The following is a 20,509-nucleotide window of genomic DNA, read 5'->3' as shown; positions in this document are numbered from 1 at the left end:
CAGATACTTTCCAACGTCCGCTTCGTTCTGATCGAAGGTGTCGCCGTTCGTCGAGGCCCACCGGGGGACGATTTGGGTGAGAAGCTGACGCTGCCGGTACCCGAGACGCTCTACGGCACCTATGCCGTGGCGCTCGCCGAGCCGATCCGCGACCCGGCGGCGCTCGCCCTGGAGGAGGTGGCGCGGCGCACCTCGCCGCCCCTGCGCGACCTCGTCCTCGGCATGCTCGGCAGCCCCATGCTCACCCTCGACCAGCGCCCGGCGGAAGACTTCCCGCCGCTGCCCGCCGACTTGCTCGCCGCGTACGGCGGCGCGCCGTCCGAGGTGGATACCGTCGCCGCCGCGGCGCACGTCCTCGCCGTCCGCGCCGCGTACCGGCCGGGGCACCCGCCCGCGCACGAGTGGGCCGCCCGCGCCGTCGCGGGCGCGGTCGGCGCCGCCGCGTCCGCCCCGGTGGTCGACGTCTTCACGCCGCAGGTCCTCACGCGGGACCGGCTGTTCCGCTCCCTTCCGGGGCCGGACGGCACCGTCCGGCTCACCGACTGGATGCTCCTCCCGCACACCACCGGCCGTGACGGCGCGTACATCACCACCAAGGGGCTCGCCAGGTTCGGCCTCCCCGAGCTCCAGACCGAGGACGTCCCGCCGAGCCTCCTCGAACCCTGGGGCCGCCTGCTGAACGGTCTCGCCCACCACGTGCTCGACCTCTGGCTGGACGAGCTCCCCGCCGGCGAGCAGCCCCTCGTCGTCGAGGTCCCCGAGGTCGTCTCCGTGGGCCTGCGGGACATCGCCGCCGCTCAGGGCGCCGACGAGCCCGCGCGGCGCGAGGTGGAGGTGCGGCTGCGCCACGACCCGTCCCCGGACCCCGTCCTCACCGTGCTGCCCGCCGAGGACGGCCCGGACCGCCTCCGATCCCTGTGCACCGCGCTGTTCGGTCCCGGATGAGCTTGCCGATGATCTTGATCTCGGCGCAGGATCGACATCGTGAGATTCGGCCCGCGCGACCGTCGCACCCCTCAGCCCGAAGACCCCGGACCCGAGGAGGCCGGCCCCGAGCCCGCACCCCGTCCAGGCCCCTACCCCGAAGACGTCCACGTGGCGGGCAAGCGGATCGCCCCGGAGCCCGCCCCGGACCCGGCCCCGGAGGAGCCGGCGGAGCCGCCGTCCGACTGGGTCCCCGTCCAGCCGCCGCCGGAACCCGCGAACGAGCCCTGGACCCCCCACGCGCCGGCGGTGCCGCCCCCGGCCCCGCCGCCCGCCGAGACACCGGCGCCCCATGACGACCCGCTGTGGACACCGCGCGACACGCCTCCCGGTTTCGGCCTGGGTGAGACCTCGCCGGGCGAGTCCTGGACGCCCCAGGAGCCCGGGCCCGCCCCCACGGGGCGGCACGCGCGAAGTGACGACGAGCCGTTCCTGCCGGGGAAGGGGCTCTCCGCCGAGCCGCCCTCGGTGACCGCGCCGGACATCCCCGTCCAGCAGTGGGAACCGCCGCAGCGGCCCGGGCCCATGGCCGACCCCGAGCGGCGCAGGGCCCTGGCGGACGCGTTCGTGGCGGAGTTCGCGGGCAGCCCCACGTGGCGGGCGACGCTGGCCGTGCTGGAGAGCGCGTTCCCCGGCCTCGGGATGGCGTCGACGCTCTCCCGCCGCACCGACGAGCTGTGGCAGACCATGGACGCCCTCGACCGGACGGCCGCGGCCAAGCTCGGAGTCCCGGCGTGGTTGGACGACGCCGGCATCGTGCTCGACCTCAGCGCCCGCCTGGGCGTGCGGGCGGTGTGGCCCCCGGCGCCCGGGCTGACGCGCCCGCCGCGCGCCTCCAGGCCGTACGCGGGGGCGTTCGTGATCGACACGCTGGACCCGCTGCGCTACCACCGCGCGGTCGGCGGCCCGCGGGCGCCGCGCGACCTGCCGGGGGAGGGCGCGCTGCCGTCCCCGTCCCCGTCCGAGGACGACGACAGCGGCGTCGTCATCGTCGCGAACCTGACGTCGGCGGGCGTGCGCGTGCTCGACTCGGTGGCGCTCTGGCGCTATGCGGGCCGGGTCGTCACGGGCACGGTGCGCGAGGCGGGCCGCCCCGAGACGCGGATCCGGGCGCGGCGCGCGCTGCGGGCCCTGCGGCGCGTGGTCGTCGTCGACCCGGACCTCGGGCTGGGGCTGTGCCTCCAGATCGACGCGGCGCGGGTCCCGCGGTGCCTGCTGGCGTTCAGGGTGGACCGGACGGACGGGGCGCCCCGGTTCGTCCGCCCCTGATCACTCGTCCGAACGCAGCCAGGTGAGGTCGCGCTGCCGGTCGGCGGGCAGTCCGCGGATGTGCTCGACGAGCCGCCACGGCTCGGTCGGCGGCTCGCCCTCGTCCGGCAGCACGCCGCAGAGCACCGCGCTCTGCGTGCTGACCACGGCGAACGACCCGAACCGCGCGACGCCGCCGCCGCGCAGCGAGGCCAGCTCGGTGAGCAGCACCGTCACCGCGGCGCCGTCCTTCGGGTCGAACAGGCCGCGCACGTAGGAGAACAGGTCCTCGGCCAGGACGTCGGGGCGCCGCCCGGACATCCGGTAGACGGTGCCCCAGTAGGTGCCGGTGGCCTGCGCCGACCGCTGGTCGCGCACCCGGATGCGCAGCCCGCACTCGGCGGCGCACTGCTCGTAGGCCTCCGCGAGCAGCGCCTCGCTCTCGCCCTCCTCGCTCAGCAGCACCCCGGTGACCACGCCCTCTTCCCGGTCGAGCCGGTCGAGCATCTCGCGGTGCAGTTCCTGGACGTCCTGCTCCACCGCGTCGAGCGTCCGCGCCAGCGCGCGGTGCGAGTCGCGGTCGAGGTCGACGCCCGCCAGCTCGTCGGACAGGTCGCCGAACTGCTTCTCCAGCCGCTCCACCCGCCCGTTGACGGACTCCAGCCGCTCCTCGATGTCGGAGGGCGCCTCGGCCTGCGGCGGCGGGATCGGAATGCCGACCGGCTCGGTCGCCTCGTCGACCACCCGTTTGAGCACGTCGTGGTCCCGCGCGAGCTCGGTCAGCTGTTTCCGCAGGTTCCGCAATTCCGCCTGGGCTTGCGGCAACCGCTTGTCGGACGCCAGGTAGAGCTCGCGCCCGGCGATCGCGAGGCAGAGCAGAACCAGGATCACGGTGGTCATGTGACTCCTCGGGAAGCAGGCTGCGCGCTCACGACGATAACCACCCCCGGCCGGATTGGCCGAGTGCGCAGCGGATCCCGTCCGAAACGCCCCTTTTTCCTTTACCCCACCGTCCCCCCGGCTACCCCCCAAGATCACCCGAACAACGCCCAGAACCAAAATCCCGGCCGCCCCCTAGCAAAAGCCGCCACCCCACCTTTCCTCACGCGTACCCACGGGCCGCCAGCGGCGGGAAGCCATCCAAGAAGCCCGGTCGCGCCCCCGCCGGAGGCCACCCCCGCCCACGCCCCGACACCCCCTCACCCCCAACCCGCCCGACCGTCCCCGAACGCGGGACCCGGCACGGCGAGCGACGGCCGGGTAATGCAGCCGCGTCCACCGCGTCGGCCGGGCCTGCTCCGCCGGGTCCGCCGAGCCGACCGGGGTCGGCCGAGTTCGCTGCGCCCGCCTGGTCTGCCGGGGTCCGCCGCGCACGACCTGGCGCTGCCTCACGCTCAAGCAGGCCGGCGGTCGCCGAACGCGGGGCCCGGTATGGCGAGCGGCGGCCGGGTCATGCCGCCGGGTCCGCCGGGTCCGCTGGGTCCATCGGGTCCGCCGGGTTGGGCGGGGGGTCAGCCGAGTTGCTCGGCCAAGGCGACGATGATTCCTTCGGGGCCGCGGAGGTAGCAGAGCCGGTAACTGTCCTCGAACCGTGCCACTTCGCCGAGGAGTTCGGCGCCGTGGGTGCGCAGCCGGGCGATGGTGTCGTCGATGTCGTCGACGGCGAACATGACACGGTGCAGGCCCAGCGTGTTGGGCGGCGGGTTCTGCGCCCCGCCGCCGACCGGCGCGGGGGCGTGGTACTTCGTCAGTTCCAGCTTGCCGTGGCCGTCCGGGATCCGCATCATCGCGATCTCGCTGCGGAGCCCGTCGAGCCCGACGGTGCGGTCCGCCCAAAGGCCTTCGATCGGCGCCTTGACCTCCACTTCCATGCCGAGTTCCACGAAGAACGCGATGGCGGCCTCCAGGTCATCGACGACGATGCCGACGTTGTCCATCCGCTGAATCGCCATAGTGGTTCTCCTTCACCGTCGCGCGGCCAATCCTGGCCGCTGGTGTACCTGGGACGGAGCCGACACCACATTCTCGACACCCGGACCATGGCGAGTTTTGGAGACCCGCCCCTGGCCCCCATCACGCGGGACCAGCCCACACCGCCGCGTCGGAATTGCTCGCGGTCAGCCGAAGAGGCCGCCTAGGAGGCCGCCTAGGATTTCGGCGGCGCCGCCGGCCAGTTCGCCTGCCACGTCGCCCGCGATGTCTCCGGCCACGCCGCCGGCCGCGTCCGCGATCATGTTGCCGGCGACGTTGCCCGCGTACCCGGCGAGGGCGTTGCCGAAGGCGTCCACGGGGGCGCCGGCGACGTAGCCCGCGACGTTCTGCGCGTAGCCGGCCGCGTCCACGGCGCCGAAGGCCATGCCGCCGGCGATCCCGGCCGCGGCGGCGCCGCCGACCAGGCCGGCCGCGGCGGCGCCGTGACCGAGGTGGCGATGCCCGTGGTAGCCGGGCGGAGCGTGATGGACGTGCACCGGCGGCGGCTGCCCGTGGGCCGGGTACGGCGCGGGGCCGGGCGGCGCGGGCGGCGGCGGCCCGCCGTGCGCCGGCGGCGGGTACGGCGCGGGCCCCGGCGGTGCCGGAGGCGGTGCCCCATGGGACGGCGTCCCGTGGGAAGGCATTCCGTGCGGCGGCGCCCCCTGTGACGGCATTCCGTGTGGTGGCGCGGGAGGCGGCGGCGCCCCGTGCGGCGGTGCCCCGTGTGCCGGTGCGCCGTGCGGCGGAGCTCCGGGGGGCGGTGCGCCATGGGGGACCGGAGGTGCGGCGTGGGATGGCATTCCGTGGCCGGGCATTGGGGAATGCGCGGGCGGGGGGAAGCCGTGTCCGGGTGCCGGGGGCATGGCAGACGGGCTCGGTGCGTAACCGGAACCGGCCATCGGTGCCGGTTGCTGCCCGGGCGCCGGTGCCGGAGGCGGGAACTGGGCGTTGCCGTGCGATCCGTATTCGCCTGGCCCGCCGTAGGACGCCGCGGGCTGTGCCGGGGACGGCGGGGGCGGCGGGAACGTCGAGGGCCCGCCGGGCGGCGGCAGCGGTGCCTGCTGCATGGCGCCGCCCTGGGCCGACGAGCCTGGCCGGGACGACCGCGGCAGCGCGGCCGCGGCCTCCAGCCACTGGCTGATCTTGGCGTTCCAGTCGGTCTCGGCCGCCTCGCCGTGCGCCACCTGGAAGACCCCGAACGACTCGTCCTGCGGGGTGTCGCGGTCCTCGGCGCGCAGCACGAAGGCCATGGCGCGCGGGCTGGCGACGAAGCTCAGCCCGACCTTGTCGATCCGTCCCTGGAAGGACTGCGGCGGGTTGAGGTGGATCTCCTGGTGGAACGGCAGCTGCTGGGAGACGCCCCGCAGCTTGGACGACTCGAACGTCACGTTCGTGATCTGGAAGCCGAGCCGGGCGATCGAGGCGAGCACCCACTGCTGGGACTCCAGCGGCTCCACCGAGATCGGGTCGATGTCGCCGGGGTCGGGCTGCCCCGCGACGTCGATCTCGGTGCACATCCCGATGGTGAAGCCGGGAAGCTCGTGGCCGAGGACGGTCGTGAACGGCAGCTCGTACGGCAGCGGGATGGAGAACGCCAGGTCGCGCTGCCCGCCCGCGTCCAGCCGGAACCCCCTGGTGAGGGCGCCCCGGTAGACCTCGGGCCCCGCCGTCTCGCCCCCGTGGTGCTGCATGCGCGGCATCAGCGCCAGCGTCACCTGCCGGATCTCCGCGGGTCCGGCCCCGCCGCGCAGATGCACCTTGCCCGCCACGACCCCGCCGGGCTTGCAGTTCGGCTCAGCCAGGATCGTGTCGACGGACGGCCCGCCGCCCGCCATCTGCCCGTAGGACACCGGCCGTTCCCCTCTCCCGCCCGCGAGGCGACATGCCCCGCGCACACCGCACGCGCGGCCCGGACCGCGCGCACAGCACCTTAGACACCCTCAACCATGCCACCGGTTCACCCGCTCCGGCGCCAACCCGGATTTTCCCGTCCCAACCGCCCATCGGCCCCGAGCGGTGCGCCCGGCGTCTCCGGTGAGGTCGCCGCGCACGTCCTCGCCCTTCGCGGCCCCGGCCCGGGCGCGCAGGGGCAGGCACCCAGCGCGGCCGTCGTGGCCGCCCTCACCACGTGCCGGGCGAGCAGAAAGCCTGGGGTGCCGACGACCTCCAGTACCTCTCCGTCGCCGACGTCCGGTTCCTCCTGGACGACTACGCCGCCAGGAACCTCCATCACCGGCTCCACCGGCCATCTCGGCAAAGTCGTCCTCGACCGCTACCTCACCGCCCGCGCCGACACCCCATCGGCGCGCGCGTGGGGTCAGTCCTCCTTGGGGGTGACGGTCACAGTGGCGTAGCCGAGCTTCTCCAGGGGTTCGCGGATCTGGGCGGCGTCGCCTACGGCGATGACGGTGAGGGCCTCGGGGTCGATGTGCTTGCGGTAGGCGCGGGCCACCCCGTCGGGGGTGGAGGCGCGCACCGCGGCCAGGTAGGCGCTCGGGTAGTCGGCGCCCAGGCCGTTGGCGGACACGTCGGCCAGCTCGGCGGCCACGGCGCGGGCCGTCTCGTACTCGGCCGGGGCGCGGTCGGCGAGGGCGCGGACGGACGAGCCGTGCTCCTCGGCGTCGATGCCGCGGGACACGACGCCGCGCAGCTCCGTCAGCGCGTCGGCGACGGCGTCGGCGGTGACCTCGGTGTGGACGGCGCCCTGGGCGATGAACAGGCCGCAGTGCCGCATCCGGAGCAGGCCGGCGCGCATGCCGTAGGTGTAGCCCTTCTCCTCGCGCAGGACCGCGTTGAGGCGGGACGTGAGCCCGCCGCCGAGGACGTGCGAGGCGACCATCAGGGACGGCCAGTCGTGGTGGGAGCGGTCGGGGACGCCGTGCCCGAAGCTGAGGTAGGTCTGCACGGAGCCGGGCCGGTCGACGACGACGATCCGGGCCGCGGACTCGGGCATGATCCGGTCGGCGGTCGGGAGCGGCCCGCCCGTCCCCGCCCAGCCCTCCAGGGCGGCGGTGAGGGCGCCTTCGGCGTCGGTGCCGGACAGGTCGCCGGCGACGACCGCGGTCGCCTCCGCGGGGACCACGGAACCGTAGAAGTCGCGGACGTGCGAGCCCTGCAGCGCGCCGACCGACTCGCGGCCGCCGCCCGTCGGGCGGGAGGCCCTGGCCTGCGCCGGGAAGATGACCGAGCGCAGTTCGCGCATGGCGCGGGTGCCGGGGTCGGCGTCGTCCTGGGCGATCTCTTCCAGGCGCTCGCGGACGAGGCGGCGCACGTCGGCGTCGTCGAGCGCCGGGCGCCGCACCACCGAGGAGAACAGCTCCAGGGCATCGCCGAGGCGGGAGGTCGGGACGTCGAGGGCGACGCGGAGCGCGGTCAGGTCGGCGTGCGCGTAGAGGCTGGCGCCGAGCCGCTCGAACGCGGCGGTCAGCGCGGTGCCGCCGCCGGGCTCGGTGCCCTCCAGCAGGGCGCGGGAGGCCAGCGTGGCGACGCCGTCCAGGCCGGCCGGCTCGCGGCCCGCTCCCGCGTGCAGGACGAGGCGGACCGCGGCGAGCCGGCGCCCGGGCAGGTCGCAGCGGAGCGTGGCCGGGCCCGCCGGGACGCGGCCCGCCGTGCCGGCCGGGAACGTCCAGGCCGGGACGGGCCCGGGGACGGGACGGGGCTGCAGTGCAAGGCCGCTGCTCACGAGGTGCCTCCGTAGGTCAGGGCGGTGCGGGCGCCCGGGGCCAGCCAGCGGCCGGCCATCTCCTTGATCGCGTCTCCGGTGACCGCGGCGGCGCGGCCGGGGGCGGTGAAGACCCGGGCCGGGTCGCCGAACTGCGTCGCGTTCTGCGACAGCGCGTTGGCGAGGCCCGTCACCGTCTCGGTCTGCTCCAGGAAGCCGCGCTCGGCCTGGGCGGTGGCGCGGGCGGTCTCGTCGTCGTCGGGGCCCTGCGCGGCGAAGCGTTCGAGCTCCTCGTCCAGCACGGCGGCGATCTTCTCGGGCTCGGGGCCGACGGCGTCCACGATCGCCAGGGACGGGCCGGACGCGAGCCGCGTGACCCCGGCCCACACCTCGGTGGCGATCTGGTCGCGCCGCACCATCCGGTCGTAGAGGCGGGAGCCGGAGCCGCCGCCGAGGATCTCGACCGCGAGCTCGGCGGCCTCGATGTCGTCGCCGCCGTCGGTGGGCAGCGTGAACATCGCGAAGTAGGCGGGGGAGGGGACCTCCTCGTCGAGCGACTCGCCGCGGACGCCGCTCAGCGGCCCGAGCTCGCCGGGGCGCGCGGCGGGCCTGGCCGGACCGGCCGGGATGCCGCCGAAGTAACGCTCGACGGCCTCCAGGGTCTTCGCGGGGTCGACGTCGCCCACGACGGACAGGACGGCGTTGCCCGGCGCGTACCAGGTGGCGAAGAAGTCGGTGCAGTCGTCGAGGGTGGTGGCGTCCAGGTCCTCCATGGAGCCGATCGGGGTGTGCGCGTAGGGGTGGCTCTCCGGGAACGTCAGCGCGCACAGCCGCTCGAAGGCCGTTCCGTAGGGCTGGTTGTCGTAGCGCTGGCGCCGCTCGTTCTTCACCACGTCGCGCTGGTTGTCGAGGTTGGCCTGGGTCAGCGCGGCGGGGAGCGTGCCCATGCGGTCGGCCTCCAGCCAGAGCGCGAGCTCCAGGTGGCTGACCGGCACCGTCTCGTAGTAGTTCGTGCGCTCGAAGGACGTGCTGGCGTTGAACGCGGCGCCGGCGCTCTCCAGCAGTGCGGCGTGCTCGCCCTCGGCCACGTTCGCCGAGCCCTGGAACATCAGGTGCTCGAAGAGGTGGGCGAGCCCGGTGCGGCCGGCCCGCTCGTGCCGCGAGCCCACCCCGTACCAGATGTTCACGGCGGCCAGAGGTACGACGTGGTCTTCGCAGACCACCACGCGCAGGCCATTGCCGAGCGTGTGCTCATGCAGCGGCTGTTCTGCCACGGAGGGCTCCCGTCCGTTCGATGGGCCGGACAGCACCGCGCGTCGGGGGGACCCCAGGCGGCGGGCTTGATCTCGGTCTCACCGTACCGGGTGCGCCCGACGCGGGGCGCGCCGACGGAAACTGTGGATAACCGTGCGGAGCTTCAGGACGACGCGGCGGCCTCGTGGGCCGCGATGGCGTCCTCCAGGGAGCGGTGCAGGACGAAGATCTTGGTGAGCTGGGTGACGTGGAAGACGCGCCGCACCCGGTCGTTGACGCCCATGAACGACATCGAGCCGTCCCGCGCGCGGAGCCGGTGGTAGATGCCGACGAGCACACCGAGCCCCGTGGAGTCCAGGAAGGTCACCTCGCCGAGGTCGATGACCAGGTGCGCGCCGCCGTTGTCGATGATGTCGAGCAGGGCCTCGCGCAGCCGGGGGCTGGTGAAGACGTCGATCTCACCGCTGATCTTCACGACCGTGAGGCCCTTCTCGACGCGATGCTCGACGGCGAAGTCCACCGGTGCTCCTCTCTGTCCCGCGTCTTGTCAAGCCCTAGAGAAGTTCTAGGCCCTCGCAGGGGGAACTCAATTGTTACCCCGGTCGCGAGCCGTTACGCCCGCCGATCCGGTCGCGCTCGTCAAGGGGACCGGAAGAGGGCCCAAACGACCTTCCCATGGGGGAGGGCCCGCCACCCCCACCGGACGCTGAACGACTCGACGAGATGCAGGCCGCGGCCGGTCTCGGCGATGTAGTCGGGTTCCTTGCGGCGGGGGGCCGACCGGCTCGCGTCCATGATCCCGCAGAGCAGCCACGGCGCCTCGTGCCCGAGCCGCAGCCGGATGGCGGACGGCGCGGAGCCGAGCGGGTCGGCCGGGTCGTCGTACACGCCCTCGCGGTGCACGTCGTCGCCCGGCCACCCGCCGGCCGTCCCGCCGCTGTGCCGCAGCGCGTTCGTGACGAGTTCGGAGACGACGAGGCCGACGTCGTCGGAGAGCTCGGACAGGCTCCACTCGGCCAGCCTGGAGATGGCGAAGTGCCGGGCCTCGGTGACCGATTCCGGATCAGGCTGCACGGTGAACGAGACCGTGGACCCCCGCAGTTCCGTCAGCGCCGTGACGGCCTTGTCCAGGCGGGGCGGCAGGTCGAAGGACTCCGGGACCTCCGTCGAGCGCCCAGCGTGGGCCTGTGGGTCGTCCGGCCCCGCGAGAGGGCCGAGCTCCCACCGCGTGTCGTCGTGCGCGTGGCGTGACGTCATTCCACCGGACCCCGCAGAGTGATCTCGTTGTGCAGCCGTGGCTCGGAAGTCTCGTGCGTTATCCTGCGCATCGTAGCGTGCGAATGCAAGGCCCAATGCACGTGCATCCGCGTTGTGAGGGTGCGGGGCGACGCGGATGCGCGCGGAAGATCGGAGGTAACCGCAGGACGCTGAGGCCAGTGGCACACTAGGTTCGCTGTCCGCCGAATAGCCGGGAGGTTGGGCGTGACTCCAGAGACGCCGGGAAGCGGGTCGACGGTCCGTCGGATCCTGCTCGGGTCGCAGCTTCGCCGTCTGCGCGAGCAGAAGGGCGTGACCCGTCAGGACGCCGGCTACGTCATCCGTGCGTCGGAGTCGAAGATCAGCCGCCTCGAGCTCGGCAGGGTCAGCTTCAAAGAGCGAGACGTGGACGACCTGCTCACGTTGTACGGCGTCAGCGACAAGACGGAACGCGAGGCGCTGCTACAGCTTGCGCGGGAGGCCAACACCCCCGGTTGGTGGCACCGGTACAACGACGTGTTGCCCGGCTGGTTCCAGACCTATGTGGGCCTGGAGGAGTCGGCGGCGCTGATCCGCACGTATGAACTGCAGTTCGTCCCGGGACTGCTGCAGTCGGAGGGGTACGCGCGTGCGGTGATCCGCCTGGGCAACGCCGGGGCCGCCGAACACGAGATCGACCAGCGAGTGGAACTGCGCCTGCAACGTCAGGAGCGCCTCACGGGCCCGGACGCGCCGCGCCTGTGGGCCGTGGTGGACGAGGGGGCGCTGCGGCGCCCCATCGGCGGACCTGAGGTGATGCGGGGCCAGTTCGAGCACCTCATCGAGATGTCGAAACTGCCCAACGTCACCATCCAGATCATGCCGTTCAGGTTCGGAGGCCACGCGGCCGAGGGGGGCGCCTTCACGATCCTGCGCTTTCCCGAGCAGGATCTGCCGGACGTGGTTTACGTCGAGAACCTCACCGGCGCGATGTACCTGGACAAGCGCGACGATGTCGACACCTATCTCCAGGCGATGGAACGCCTGTGTGTCGACAGTGCGACCCCGGAGCGCACCGTCGAGCTTCTCGGTGATCTTCTCAGAGAGACATGATGCTCCAGACCGATTACGACAACGGGATGCCGGCCGCCGAGCTCCTCGGAGCGCGATGGCTCAAGTCCCGGCGAAGCAACTCCCAGGGGAACTGTGTGGAAATCGCCGAACTGCCCGGTGGGCAGGTCGCGATGCGCAACTCCCGCCATCCCGAGGGCCCGGCCCTCATCTACACCCGCCCCGAGATAGAAGCGTTGATCCTTGGTGCCAAGGACGGCGACTTCGACCATCTCATCGCCTCCCACAACTGAACCGAGAGTGGCCGGGTCGGCACCGGCGCAGCCGACCGTCGACCCGACCGCCCGCACGCTACAGAGGCCACCCAGGCGCGAGGGTGGCCTTGTTCATCTCCGAGGCGAGGGGACCCTGCGGGCCTGAACGTCAGCCGCAGTTGCCGTAGGGAGCGGTACGGCCGTTCCCGCCGAAGCGGACGCAGGTCCCGGGCGCCTTCACGTACACCGGTCCCGCGTACCAGGCGAAGGAGCCGCTGTCGGCGATGACGCCGCCGCCCTTCTTCTGGATCCAGGCGGACACCGGCGACTTGGTGCCGACGTGCGTCGACTTGATGGTGACGGCGCAGTTGTAGGTGGACGAGTTGCTGTACAGCAGGTAGGCGACGCCGCCGGACACGCTCATGGAGCGCAGCACGTAGTACCCGCTTCCCTTGCCGCCGCTGTTGCACGCGGCCTGCGGGGTGTACTTGTTCGGCGGCTCCTTGGTGGGCGTCGAGCCGCCACCGCCGGTGCCCCTCGTGGGGGTCGCGCCACCGGGCTGCCTCGGCGAACCCGGTTTCGTGGACGCGTTCGGGTTCGCAGGGTTGCCGCTCTGGCCGGGCTTCGGCTGCCCGGGTTTCGTCTTCGTCGGGCTCTGGGCGTCACCACCGGCACCGTTCGCGGACCCGGAGTCGCCCTGTGCGCCCTGGTTCCGGTCGGACGCCGATACGGACTGCCCCTTGTCGCCGTCGGGCCTTGTCGTGGCCCATGCGGCGCCGCCCGCGATGACCGCCGCGACCGCCACCGCCGCGGCGATCGGCACGAGGAGCCGTCCGCGCCCCCTGCCGTTCGACCCGGGGCCGCCGGGCGGGCCGGGCGGAACCGGCGGCGGCGTTCCGGGAGCGCCGTGGCCGTTCGACGGCGGTGTCGCCTCGCCGAAGGGATGCGGCTGCGGAGCCGTCCTGTGCCGGACACCGGAGGGGTCCGTGACGTGGTCGGGCGGCAGCAGCGCACCGGCCATGACGGACGGGGCGGCGTGCGGGTCCGTCGAGTTGGGCGGCGCGGACGCGTACTGCGGGCTGGGGATCTCGGCGGGAAGCCCGGGGAAGGCCGGCAGCGGCGGCACGGCGGACCCGGCCGAGGACGTGCCGCTGGCCGCGCCGACCAGCCGCTCCTGGGCCTCGCGGGCGGTCGGCCGCTGCGCGGGCTCCTTGGCCAGGCACGCGAGGACGAGTTCGCGCATCGGGCTCGGCAGGTCGCCCAGATCCGGCTCGCCGGTGAGGATCCGGTGCATGACCGTGGCCATCTCGTCGTTGCCGAACGCGGGACGTCCCGTGGCGGCGAACGCCATCGTCGTTCCCCAGGCGAACATGTCGGCCGCGGGGCCCACCTCGCCGCCGGTGAAGTGCTCAGGGGCCATGTAGGCGGGAGTGCCGACGTTCTGCGTCTCGCCCGCGGCGCCCAGCGCGCGCGCCACGCCGAAGTCGATGACGCGGGGCCCGTCCGGGCCCATCATGACGTTGTGCGGCTTGAAGTCGCGGTGCACGATGCCGGCCTGGTGGATCGCCGTGAGCGCGGTCAGGGTGCTCACCGCGAGCCGCTCCAGGGCGCCGCCCGTCCGCGGGCCCTCCGTCCGCACGACGTGGTGCAGCGACAGGCCGGGCACGTACTCGCTGACGATGTAGGGCTGGTCGCCCGCGACGTCGGCGTCCAGGACCTGCGCGGTGCAGAAGCGCGCGACGCGCTTGGCGACCTCCAGCTCGCGGACGAAGCGCGCGCGGGCGGACTCGTCCCCGGCGAGCCCGCCGTGCAGCAGCTTGATCGCGACGTGGTCGGCGGCGCGGGGCGCGCCCTCCCCGCCCCGCGGACGCCCCAGGAAGACCGCGCCCTGCCCGCCCTCGCCGAGGCGGCCCACGATCTCGTATCCGCCCAGCTCGACCGGGTCTCCCGACCGCAGTGGATGGGCATCCGGCATCGTCCTGTCCGTCACACCACTCGCTCCCCGTTGTCACACCGCGCCCCAGGACCGTTCCGCAAGACTAGGGCCCAACGATGGTATGCGGTCGGCAAAGCGGATGATCTAGCGCCGGTGGTCGCGACCGTATAATTGGACTATAGTCCGGTTGTATTCACGGGGGAGGAGGCGATGATGGACCGTCGCCCGGCCGGTGCGAGGCGCGTCGACCTGGAACTGATGCGGACGCCGCCGCCCAAGGAGCGCGCCGACGCCGCGCGCAACCGCGCGAAGGTGCTGGACGCCGCCGCGGCGCTCTTCGCCCGGCACGGTGTCGAGGCGGTCTCGATGGACGCCGTCGCCGCCGAGGCGGGCGTCGGCAAGGGCACGCTCTTCCGCAGATTCGGCGACAAGGCGGGCCTCGCCGTGGCGCTCCTGAACGAACGCGAGCGCGAGCTCCAGGACGCGATCCTGTCCGGTCCCGCTCCTCTGGGGCCGGGTGAGGGCGGCACGGCCGTAGCGCCGTCCGAGCGTCTGCACGCCTTCGCCGACGCCTACCTGGACTACGCGCTCGACCATCTGGCGCTGGTGCGCATGTCCGAGACCGCTTCGCCGGGGGCCAGGTACCGGATCGGCGCCTACGGCTTCTGGCACCGCCACCTGACGATCCTGCTCGACCAGTGCGGTGACGCCGTCCCGGACGGCGAGGCCGCCGCGCACGCGCTGCTGGCCGTCCTCGGCGCGGAGCACCTGACCGCGATGGTGGAGAGCGTGGGGACGGAGCGCACCCGCGCCACCGTCCACAAGTTCTTCGACATGGCCCGCACCTAGCGGTCGGGCCGGAGAAAGCCGGCCCGACGAACGCGAAGGCCCCCGCGGGTGCGGGGGCCTTCTCATGCCGGACCGGAGGTGCGGCCGGGCGTTCGGGTGTGTCAGGCCGGGTCGGGCGTCCGCCGGCGGCGGGAGTCCACCCGGCCTTCCGCCTTGCCCGGTGGGCCCTCCGGGGCGTGGTTGCGTTCGAGTTGCGCTGCGACCGCGAGGGCGCGCAGAGACGTCGTCTTCACGTGTTTGCGTTCACCGGTGGAACGGGTGCGGGGAATGCTGCTCGGCACGGTTCACCTCCATGGGTCGTGGACATGGGTGCTACCCGGCTGGCGGGATCTCGCACGGTAGTTGCAACCGCAAGATCCTTCCGGCTATTCCGAGTGATCGTTCCGTTTAGCGGTGTCCGGATGCGGCCCCGGCACCCCGGACTCGTGTCACCTACCTAGGTTGTATTCCTAACTAGATTGCCATACGGTTTAGCTCACAGGACAAACCAGTCAGGGGAGACGACCTTGGAGATCCCGTCCGCGGCGGCTCGGCACGGCCGCCAGCCCGCCCGCTCCGGAGGGTGACCGGCGTGCCCGCCGATCGCCGCGCGAGCTGGCTCAAGGGCGTCCTCGACCTGCTGGTCCTCGCGAGCCTCACCGGCGGCGAGAGCTACGGCTACGAGATCGCCAAGACGCTCGCCGGCGCGGGCCTCGGGCAGATCAAGGGCGGCACTCTGTACCCGGTCCTCAACCGCCTGGAAGAGGCCGGGCTGGTGTCCGCGGAGTTCCGCGCCGCCGACCGCGGCCCCGGCCGCCGCTACTACCACCTCACAGACGAAGGCCGCGCGACGCTCGCCGAGCAGAGCGGCCTGTGGCTCGAGTTCGACGAGTCCGTGCGGAAGATGCTCACCCAGGGAGCCGGCCGATGAACAACCCATACTTCGACGAACTGGCGGAACGGCTGCGCGCCCGCGGCCTCCCCGAGGATGAGGTCTCCCGCACCGTCGACGACCTCGCCGCGTTCGTGGCCGAGGCCGGCACCGACCCGGTGCAGGAGTTCGGCACGCCCGAAGAGTTCGCCCCCCAGGTCGCCCCGGACGAGGCGCCGGTCGACGTCCGCGGCGGCCCCGTCCCGCCGGACGAGGGCGAAACGTGGAAGTGGAGGGCCGACGCCTTCCATGAGCGTGAGGTCCTCAACCGCTACGGCGACGAGGGCTGGGAGGTGGAAAGGGTCGACAGCACGGGCCGCTTCGTGAGCCACCGCGCCCCGGACGACCCGCAGCGCTGGGAGTACCACCGCGAGACCGTTCTGCCGGGGCGCCGCAAGGCCGTCGTCGACCGTCTCGCGCCTGACGGCTGGGAGCCCTGCGGCACCTGGATCTGCTTCGAGTACTTCAAGCGGCCCAAGGCGGCCATTCTCGGCCCGGAGGCGGAACTCCGCGAGGTCTCGGTGACGCCGTCCGGCCGCAACTTCTGGAGCAGGCGCTTCTATGTCTTCATCGCCTGCTACGGCGCCTTCCTGGCCGCCGTCTGCGTCGCCTGGATCGTCCTCGCCCCGGACGACTCGCACACCGGCTTCCTCACCGGCTTCCTCGTCGGCGCACTGATCGTCATGGCCCTGGTCGCGGCCCGCGTCTGGCTCGACCGCCGCCGTCGCGCCTCCTGAGGAAGGCCCGCGACGGGGTGCACGCGCCCCGGTGGGCGAAACTTTCCTCCCTTTTCACGAAGCGCATCATCCGTCACTTTGTTCTCCCGAGGCGGCCATCCGAACCGCTCAACTGGGTAGGTATCCCAGGATTCGGCTCGCCCGCGGGTCGCCCCCGCCATGAGCGGCTCAGCGTGGAGTCCAGGAGACCGCCGGGCGCGGCCGGACGCGCCCCGAGCCTCTCCTGGGAGACACACGTGATCAGAAAGCTGCTCGTCGCCAACCGTGGCGAGATCGCCGTCCGCGCCTTCCGCGCGGCCTACGAACTCGGCATCGCCAGCGTCGCCGTGTACGCGCACGAGGACCGCCTGTCCCTGCACCGGCAGAAGGCGGACGAGGCGTACGAGATCGGGGAGCACGGGCACCCCGTCCGCGCCTACCTGGACGTGGACGGGATCGTGGAGACGGCGCTGCGGGTGGGCGCCGACGCCGTCTACCCCGGCTACGGGTTCCTGTCGGAGAGCCCCGAGCTCGCGGCGGCCTGCGAGCGCAACGGGATCAAGTTCGTCGGCCCGCCGTCCCGGGTGCTGAGCCTGGCGGGCAACAAGATCGAGGCGGTCGCGGCGGCGCGGCGCGCGGGCCTGCCGGTGCTGCGCTCGGCGACGCCCGAGCCGGGACGGGAGCTGGAGGCGGCCGACGAGGTCGGGTTCCCGCTGTTCGTCAAGGCCGCGGCGGGCGGCGGCGGGCGCGGGCTGCGCCGCGTCGACCACCGCGAGGAGCTGGAGGCCGCCGTGGACACGGCGCGCCGCGAGGCCGAGAGCGCGTTCGGCGACCCCACGGTGTTCCTGGAGCAGGCGGTGGACCGGCCCCGCCACATCGAGGTGCAGGTCCTCGCGGACGGCGCCGGGCACATCGTCCACCTGCGCGAGCGCGACTGCTCGGTGCAGCGCCGCCACCAGAAGGTCGTCGAGATCGCGCCCGCGCCCAGGCTGGACCCAGAGGTGACGCAGCGGCTCTGCGAGGACGCCGTGAAGTTCGCCCAAGAGATCGGCTACGAGAACGCGGGAACGGTCGAGTTCCTCGTGGACGCCCGCGGCGAGCACGTCTTCATCGAGATGAACCCCCGCATCCAGGTGGAGCACACCGTCACCGAGGAGGTCACGGGCGTCGACCTGGTGCAGAGCCAGCTGCGCATCGCGGGCGGCGAGACGCTCGCCGACCTCGGCATCGCGCAGGACGAGGTCAGCGTGAGCGGGTTCGCCGTGCAGTGCCGCATCACCACCGAGGACCCGGCGAACGGCTTCCGCCCCGACACCGGCAAGATCTCGGCGTACCGGTCGCCGGGCGGCGCCGGGGTGCGGCTCGACACCGGGACGGCCTACGGCGGCGCGATCGTGTCCCCGCACTTCGACTCGCTGCTGGTGAAGCTGACGTGCCGCGGCCGGACGTTCGAGGACGCGGTGCGCCGGGCGCGCCGGGCCGTCGCCGAGTTCCGCATCCGGGGCGTCGCGTCCAACATCCCGTTCCTCCAGGCGCTGCTGGACGAGCCCGACTTCCGCGCGGGCGGCGTCACCACGTCCTACATCGCCGACCACCCCGAGCTGCTCACGGCCCGCTCCAGCGGCGACCGCGCGACGCGGCTCGTCCGGTACCTGGCGGACGTCACGGTCAACAGGCCGCACGGCGACGCGCCCACCGACCTCGACCCGGCGACGAAGCTGCCGCCGCTGGACCTCGACGGCCCGTTCCCGGAGGGTTCGCGCGACCGGCTGCTGGCGCTCGGCGCGCGCGCGTTCGCCGAGCGACTCCGCAACCAGAACGCCCTGGCCGTCACCGACACGACGTTCCGCGACGCGCACCAGTCGCTGCTCGCCACGCGAGTACGCACCTATGACCTGCTGGCGGCCGCGCCCTACCTGGCCCGGATGACGCCGCAGCTCCTCTCCATCGAGGCATGGGGCGGGGCCACGTACGACGTCGCGCTCCGGTTCTTGGGCGAGTCGCCCTGGGACAGGCTGGCCGCGATCCGCGAGGCCGCGCCCAACCTGTGCATCCAGATGCTCCTGCGCGGCCGCAACACGGTCGGCTACACGCCGTACCCCGACTCGGTGGCTCGGGCCTTCGTCAAGGAGGCGGCCAGTACGGGAGTCGACATCTTCCGCGTGTTCGACGCCCTGAACGACGTCGAGCGTATGCGCCCGGCCATCGACGCCGCCCTCCAGACCCACGCGCTGGTGGAGGGCACCCTCTGCTACACCGGCGACCTGTCCTCCCCGGACGAGCGGCTCTACACGCTCGACTACTACCTGCGCCTGGCGGAGGAACTCGTCCAGGCGGGGGTCCACATCCTCTGCATCAAGGACATGGCCGGCCTGCTCCGGGCGCCCGCCGCGCGCACGCTCGTCAAGGCGCTCCGCGAGCGGTTCGACCTGCCGGTCCACCTGCACACCCACGACACCGCCGGCGGGCAGATCGGCACCTACATCGCCGCCATCGAAGCGGGCGTCGACGCCGTGGACGGCGCCGCCGCGCCGCTGTCGGGCACCACGAGCCAGCCGCCGCTCCAGGCGATCGTGGCCGCGACCGACTTCACCGAGCACGCCACCGGGATCGACCTGGACGCGCTGACCGTCATGGAGCCGTACTGGGAGGCCGTCCGGAAGCTCTACGCGCCGTTCGAGATGGGGCTGCCGTCGCCGACCGGGCGCGTCTACCGGCACGAGATCCCGGGCGGGCAGCTGTCCAACCTGCGGCAGCAGGCCGTCGCTCTCGGCCTCGGCGACCGCTTCGAGGAGATCGAGCGCCTCTACGCGGCCGCGGACGCCATCCTCGGACGGCTCGTGAAGGTCACCCCGTCCAGCAAGGTCGTGGGCGACCTGGCCCTGCACCTCGTCGCGGCGGGCGCCGACCCGGACGACTTCGCCGAGAACCCGGACCGCTACGACATCCCCGACAGCGTCATCGGGTTCCTGAACGGCGAACTGGGCGACCCGCCCGGCGGCTGGCCCGAGCCCTTCCGCACCAAGGCCCTCGCAGGACGCCAGTACACGCCCGCACGGGCCGAACTGGACGGCGCCGAAGAGAAGGCATTGGCGGGCCCAGAGGTCCGCGACACGCTCGACCGCCTGCTCTTCCCCGGTCCGGCGAAGGACTACCGCGAAGCCCGCGCCGCCTACGGCGACCTCTCGGTCCTGCCGACCGGCCCGTTCCTCTACGGGCTCCGCGCGGGGCACGAGGTGTCGTTCGACCTCGAACCCGGCGTCCGCGTCCTGGCCGGCCTGGAGGCCGTCGGCGACGTCGACGAGGCGGGCGTCCGGCAGGTCATCTGCACGGTGAACGGCCAGCTCCGGACGCTCTCCGTCCGCGACAAGTCCGTCAAGTCGGACGCGCCGCCGGTCGAGCGCGCCGACCCCGGCGAGCCCGGCCACGTCGCCGCCCCGTTCGACGGCTCGGTGACGCTGCGGGTGGCCAAGGGGGACGAGGTCGCCGCGGGAGACGTGGTCGCCACGATCGAGGCCATGAAGATGGAGGCCGCGATCACCGCCCCGGTCGCGGGCACGGTCGCCCGCCTGGCCGTCCCGGAGGCGACGCCCGTCCAGGCCGGCGACCTCCTCCTGGTCATCCAGGACGGCGCCTAAGGCTCCGCTCGCCCCGGGCGGGTCGCGTAGGCGCCCAGGGACGGTTCCAGCAGGTCGAAGGCGGTCCTCGCGGACTCCGCGAGGGCCGCCTCGATCTCTTCGCGGGTCTCGCCCTCGACGCTGCGGCGCAGGACCTCCTGGAACAGCACGCGGTGGACGCCGATGAACTGCGCGGCGGCGAGGCGGGGGAGGACGTCGTCCGGGGCCGCGCCGGTCTCCTCGGCGAGGACGGCGGCGAGGGCGTCCTCGCGCTCCTCGTGGAACTCGCGGAGCCGCGCCACCAGCGCCGGGCTCTCGGTGATCATGCGGGCGAAGTCGGGGCCGGAGAAGCCGATCACGGCGTCGTGCCGCTCGACGGCCGCCAGGAAGGCGCGGCGCAGCGCGGCCAGCGCCGACTCGCCGGGGGCCCGCTCGGCGACCGTGCGCGCGGGCAGGGCCACGAACACCTCGTGCAGGTCGAGGGCCAGGTCCTCCTTGCGGGGGAAGTAGTTGGTGACCGTCATCTTCGCCACCTGCGCCGCCGCCGCGACGTCGGCGATCGTCACCCGGTCGAAGCCGTGCCGCAGGAACAGCCGGGTCGCCTGGTTCGAGATGTTCTGGCGCGTCTGCTGCTTCTTCATCTCCCGCAGTCCCATGCGGCCATCCTCTCATAGTCCGACCTAAGTTCGTGCTAGGCATATATTTAGGTCGGCTCTAAGTTTGGCCGACGGGCCGGACGGGTACCGAGACCGGGTGACCGTTCCCTCCCGGCCGCCGGACGTAAAGGACACAGCCCTGAACG

Annotated in this window: 18 protein-coding genes; 8 read left to right on the top strand and 10 right to left on the bottom strand. The window is 73.2% G+C overall.

Going from position 1 to position 20,509, the window contains the following annotated elements:
- Window positions 1-72: 72 nt before the first annotated feature.
- Entirely contained in the window at window positions 73-945 is an 873-nt protein-coding gene (locus ABWI07_RS08815; RefSeq protein WP_353818149.1) for a hypothetical protein, read from the top strand.
- Between the two features lie 39 nt (window positions 946-984).
- Complete coding sequence (locus ABWI07_RS08810) at window positions 985-2,253, top strand: hypothetical protein (RefSeq protein ID WP_160161005.1); 1,269 nt, start codon at window positions 985-987, stop codon at window positions 2,251-2,253.
- Here ABWI07_RS08810 and ABWI07_RS08805 read toward each other — a convergent pair whose 3' ends face one another.
- The 7 genes from ABWI07_RS08805 to ABWI07_RS08775 form a co-directional block, all read right to left on the bottom strand.
- Window positions 2,254-3,132, bottom strand: coding sequence for a hypothetical protein (locus ABWI07_RS08805; RefSeq protein ID WP_353818148.1), 879 nt, complete (start codon window positions 3,130-3,132; stop codon window positions 2,254-2,256).
- Between the two features lie 611 nt (window positions 3,133-3,743).
- The gene (locus ABWI07_RS08800) at window positions 3,744-4,169 is read right to left on the bottom strand and encodes a VOC family protein (protein ID WP_200842068.1); all 426 of its coding nucleotides are present in this window, start codon (window positions 4,167-4,169) and stop codon (window positions 3,744-3,746) included.
- 180 nt (window positions 4,170-4,349) lie between these two features.
- A complete protein-coding gene (locus ABWI07_RS08795; protein ID WP_149261126.1) occupies window positions 4,350-6,053 on the bottom strand; it encodes a sporulation protein in 1,704 nt (567 codons plus the stop codon).
- 467 nt (window positions 6,054-6,520) lie between these two features.
- The gene (locus ABWI07_RS08790; RefSeq protein ID WP_149261125.1) at window positions 6,521-7,885 is read right to left on the bottom strand and encodes a M16 family metallopeptidase; all 1,365 of its coding nucleotides are present in this window, start codon (window positions 7,883-7,885) and stop codon (window positions 6,521-6,523) included.
- Window positions 7,882-9,138 carry a M16 family metallopeptidase gene (locus ABWI07_RS08785; protein ID WP_149261124.1) on the bottom strand — a complete coding sequence of 419 codons (1,257 nt, stop codon included), beginning with the start codon at window positions 9,136-9,138 and terminating at the stop codon, window positions 7,882-7,884. The genes ABWI07_RS08790 and ABWI07_RS08785 overlap by 4 nt, the downstream gene beginning before the upstream one ends.
- A 143-nt stretch (window positions 9,139-9,281) precedes the next feature.
- Window positions 9,282-9,638, bottom strand: a complete 357-nt coding sequence (locus ABWI07_RS08780; protein WP_149261123.1) for an STAS domain-containing protein — start codon at window positions 9,636-9,638, stop codon at window positions 9,282-9,284.
- A 119-nt stretch (window positions 9,639-9,757) separates the two neighbouring features.
- On the bottom strand, window positions 9,758-10,375 hold the full coding sequence (locus ABWI07_RS08775; protein ID WP_235037003.1) for an ATP-binding protein: 618 nt from the start codon (window positions 10,373-10,375) through the stop codon (window positions 9,758-9,760).
- 225 nt (window positions 10,376-10,600) lie between these two features.
- Here ABWI07_RS08775 and ABWI07_RS08770 point away from each other — a divergent pair, with 225 nt between their 5' ends.
- Window positions 10,601-11,467 carry a Sco1979 family transcriptional regulator gene (locus ABWI07_RS08770; RefSeq protein WP_171069264.1) on the top strand — a complete coding sequence of 289 codons (867 nt, stop codon included), beginning with the start codon at window positions 10,601-10,603 and terminating at the stop codon, window positions 11,465-11,467.
- Complete coding sequence (locus ABWI07_RS08765; RefSeq protein ID WP_375708342.1) at window positions 11,464-11,718, top strand: DUF397 domain-containing protein; 255 nt, start codon at window positions 11,464-11,466, stop codon at window positions 11,716-11,718. The genes ABWI07_RS08770 and ABWI07_RS08765 overlap by 4 nt, the downstream gene beginning before the upstream one ends.
- A gap of 130 nt (window positions 11,719-11,848) precedes the next feature.
- On the opposite strand, the gene ABWI07_RS08760 is transcribed toward ABWI07_RS08765, so the two are convergent.
- Window positions 11,849-13,669, bottom strand: coding sequence for a serine/threonine protein kinase (locus tag ABWI07_RS08760; protein ID WP_353818147.1), 1,821 nt, complete (start codon window positions 13,667-13,669; stop codon window positions 11,849-11,851).
- A gap of 156 nt (window positions 13,670-13,825) precedes the next feature.
- On the opposite strand from ABWI07_RS08760, the gene ABWI07_RS08755 reads away from it, so the two are divergent.
- On the top strand, window positions 13,826-14,464 hold the full coding sequence (locus ABWI07_RS08755; protein WP_235037001.1) for a TetR/AcrR family transcriptional regulator: 639 nt from the start codon (window positions 13,826-13,828) through the stop codon (window positions 14,462-14,464).
- Window positions 14,465-14,565: 101 nt separating this feature from the next.
- Here ABWI07_RS08755 and ABWI07_RS08750 read toward each other — a convergent pair whose 3' ends face one another.
- A complete protein-coding gene (locus ABWI07_RS08750) occupies window positions 14,566-14,697 on the bottom strand; it encodes a hypothetical protein (RefSeq protein ID WP_268843268.1) in 132 nt (43 codons plus the stop codon).
- 338 nt (window positions 14,698-15,035) lie between these two features.
- Between ABWI07_RS08750 and ABWI07_RS08745 the strand changes: the two genes are divergently transcribed.
- From ABWI07_RS08745 to ABWI07_RS08735, 3 genes are all read left to right on the top strand, one after another.
- Complete coding sequence (locus ABWI07_RS08745) at window positions 15,036-15,374, top strand: PadR family transcriptional regulator (protein ID WP_149261121.1); 339 nt, start codon at window positions 15,036-15,038, stop codon at window positions 15,372-15,374.
- On the top strand, window positions 15,371-16,111 hold the full coding sequence (locus tag ABWI07_RS08740) for a hypothetical protein (protein WP_353818146.1): 741 nt from the start codon (window positions 15,371-15,373) through the stop codon (window positions 16,109-16,111). The genes ABWI07_RS08745 and ABWI07_RS08740 overlap by 4 nt, the downstream gene beginning before the upstream one ends.
- A 236-nt stretch (window positions 16,112-16,347) precedes the next feature.
- Window positions 16,348-19,728 carry a pyruvate carboxylase gene (locus tag ABWI07_RS08735; protein WP_353818145.1) on the top strand — a complete coding sequence of 1,127 codons (3,381 nt, stop codon included), beginning with the start codon at window positions 16,348-16,350 and terminating at the stop codon, window positions 19,726-19,728.
- Here ABWI07_RS08735 and ABWI07_RS08730 read toward each other — a convergent pair.
- A complete protein-coding gene (locus ABWI07_RS08730; RefSeq protein WP_353818144.1) occupies window positions 19,725-20,363 on the bottom strand; it encodes a TetR/AcrR family transcriptional regulator in 639 nt (212 codons plus the stop codon). The genes ABWI07_RS08735 and ABWI07_RS08730 overlap by 4 nt on opposite strands.
- Window positions 20,364-20,509: the final 146 nt, after the last annotated feature.

Origin of the sequence: Actinomadura sp. NPDC000600, from assembly GCF_040492135.1 — a bacterium.
In the GTDB taxonomy this organism is placed as follows: Bacteria; Actinomycetota; Actinomycetes; order Streptosporangiales; family Streptosporangiaceae; genus Spirillospora.
Note: the sequence above shows the minus strand (reverse complement) of the source record. Positions and strands in the feature narration are given on the sequence as shown.

Coding starts and splice junctions, on each gene's coding strand:
- ABWI07_RS08805 (WP_353818148.1), bottom strand. CDS start 3,132: ATGACCACCGTGATCCTGGTTCTGCTCTGCCTCGCGATCGCCGGGCGC.
- ABWI07_RS08800 (WP_200842068.1), bottom strand. CDS start 4,169: ATGGACAACGTCGGCATCGTCGTCGATGACCTGGAGGCCGCCATCGCG.
- ABWI07_RS08775 (WP_235037003.1), bottom strand. CDS start 10,375: ATGACGTCACGCCACGCGCACGACGACACGCGGTGGGAGCTCGGCCCT.
- ABWI07_RS08765 (WP_375708342.1), top strand. CDS start 11,464: ATGATGCTCCAGACCGATTACGACAACGGGATGCCGGCCGCCGAGCTC.
- ABWI07_RS08755 (WP_235037001.1), top strand. CDS start 13,826: ATGATGGACCGTCGCCCGGCCGGTGCGAGGCGCGTCGACCTGGAACTG.
- ABWI07_RS08740 (WP_353818146.1), top strand. CDS start 15,371: ATGAACAACCCATACTTCGACGAACTGGCGGAACGGCTGCGCGCCCGC.
- ABWI07_RS08730 (WP_353818144.1), bottom strand. CDS start 20,363: ATGGGACTGCGGGAGATGAAGAAGCAGCAGACGCGCCAGAACATCTCG.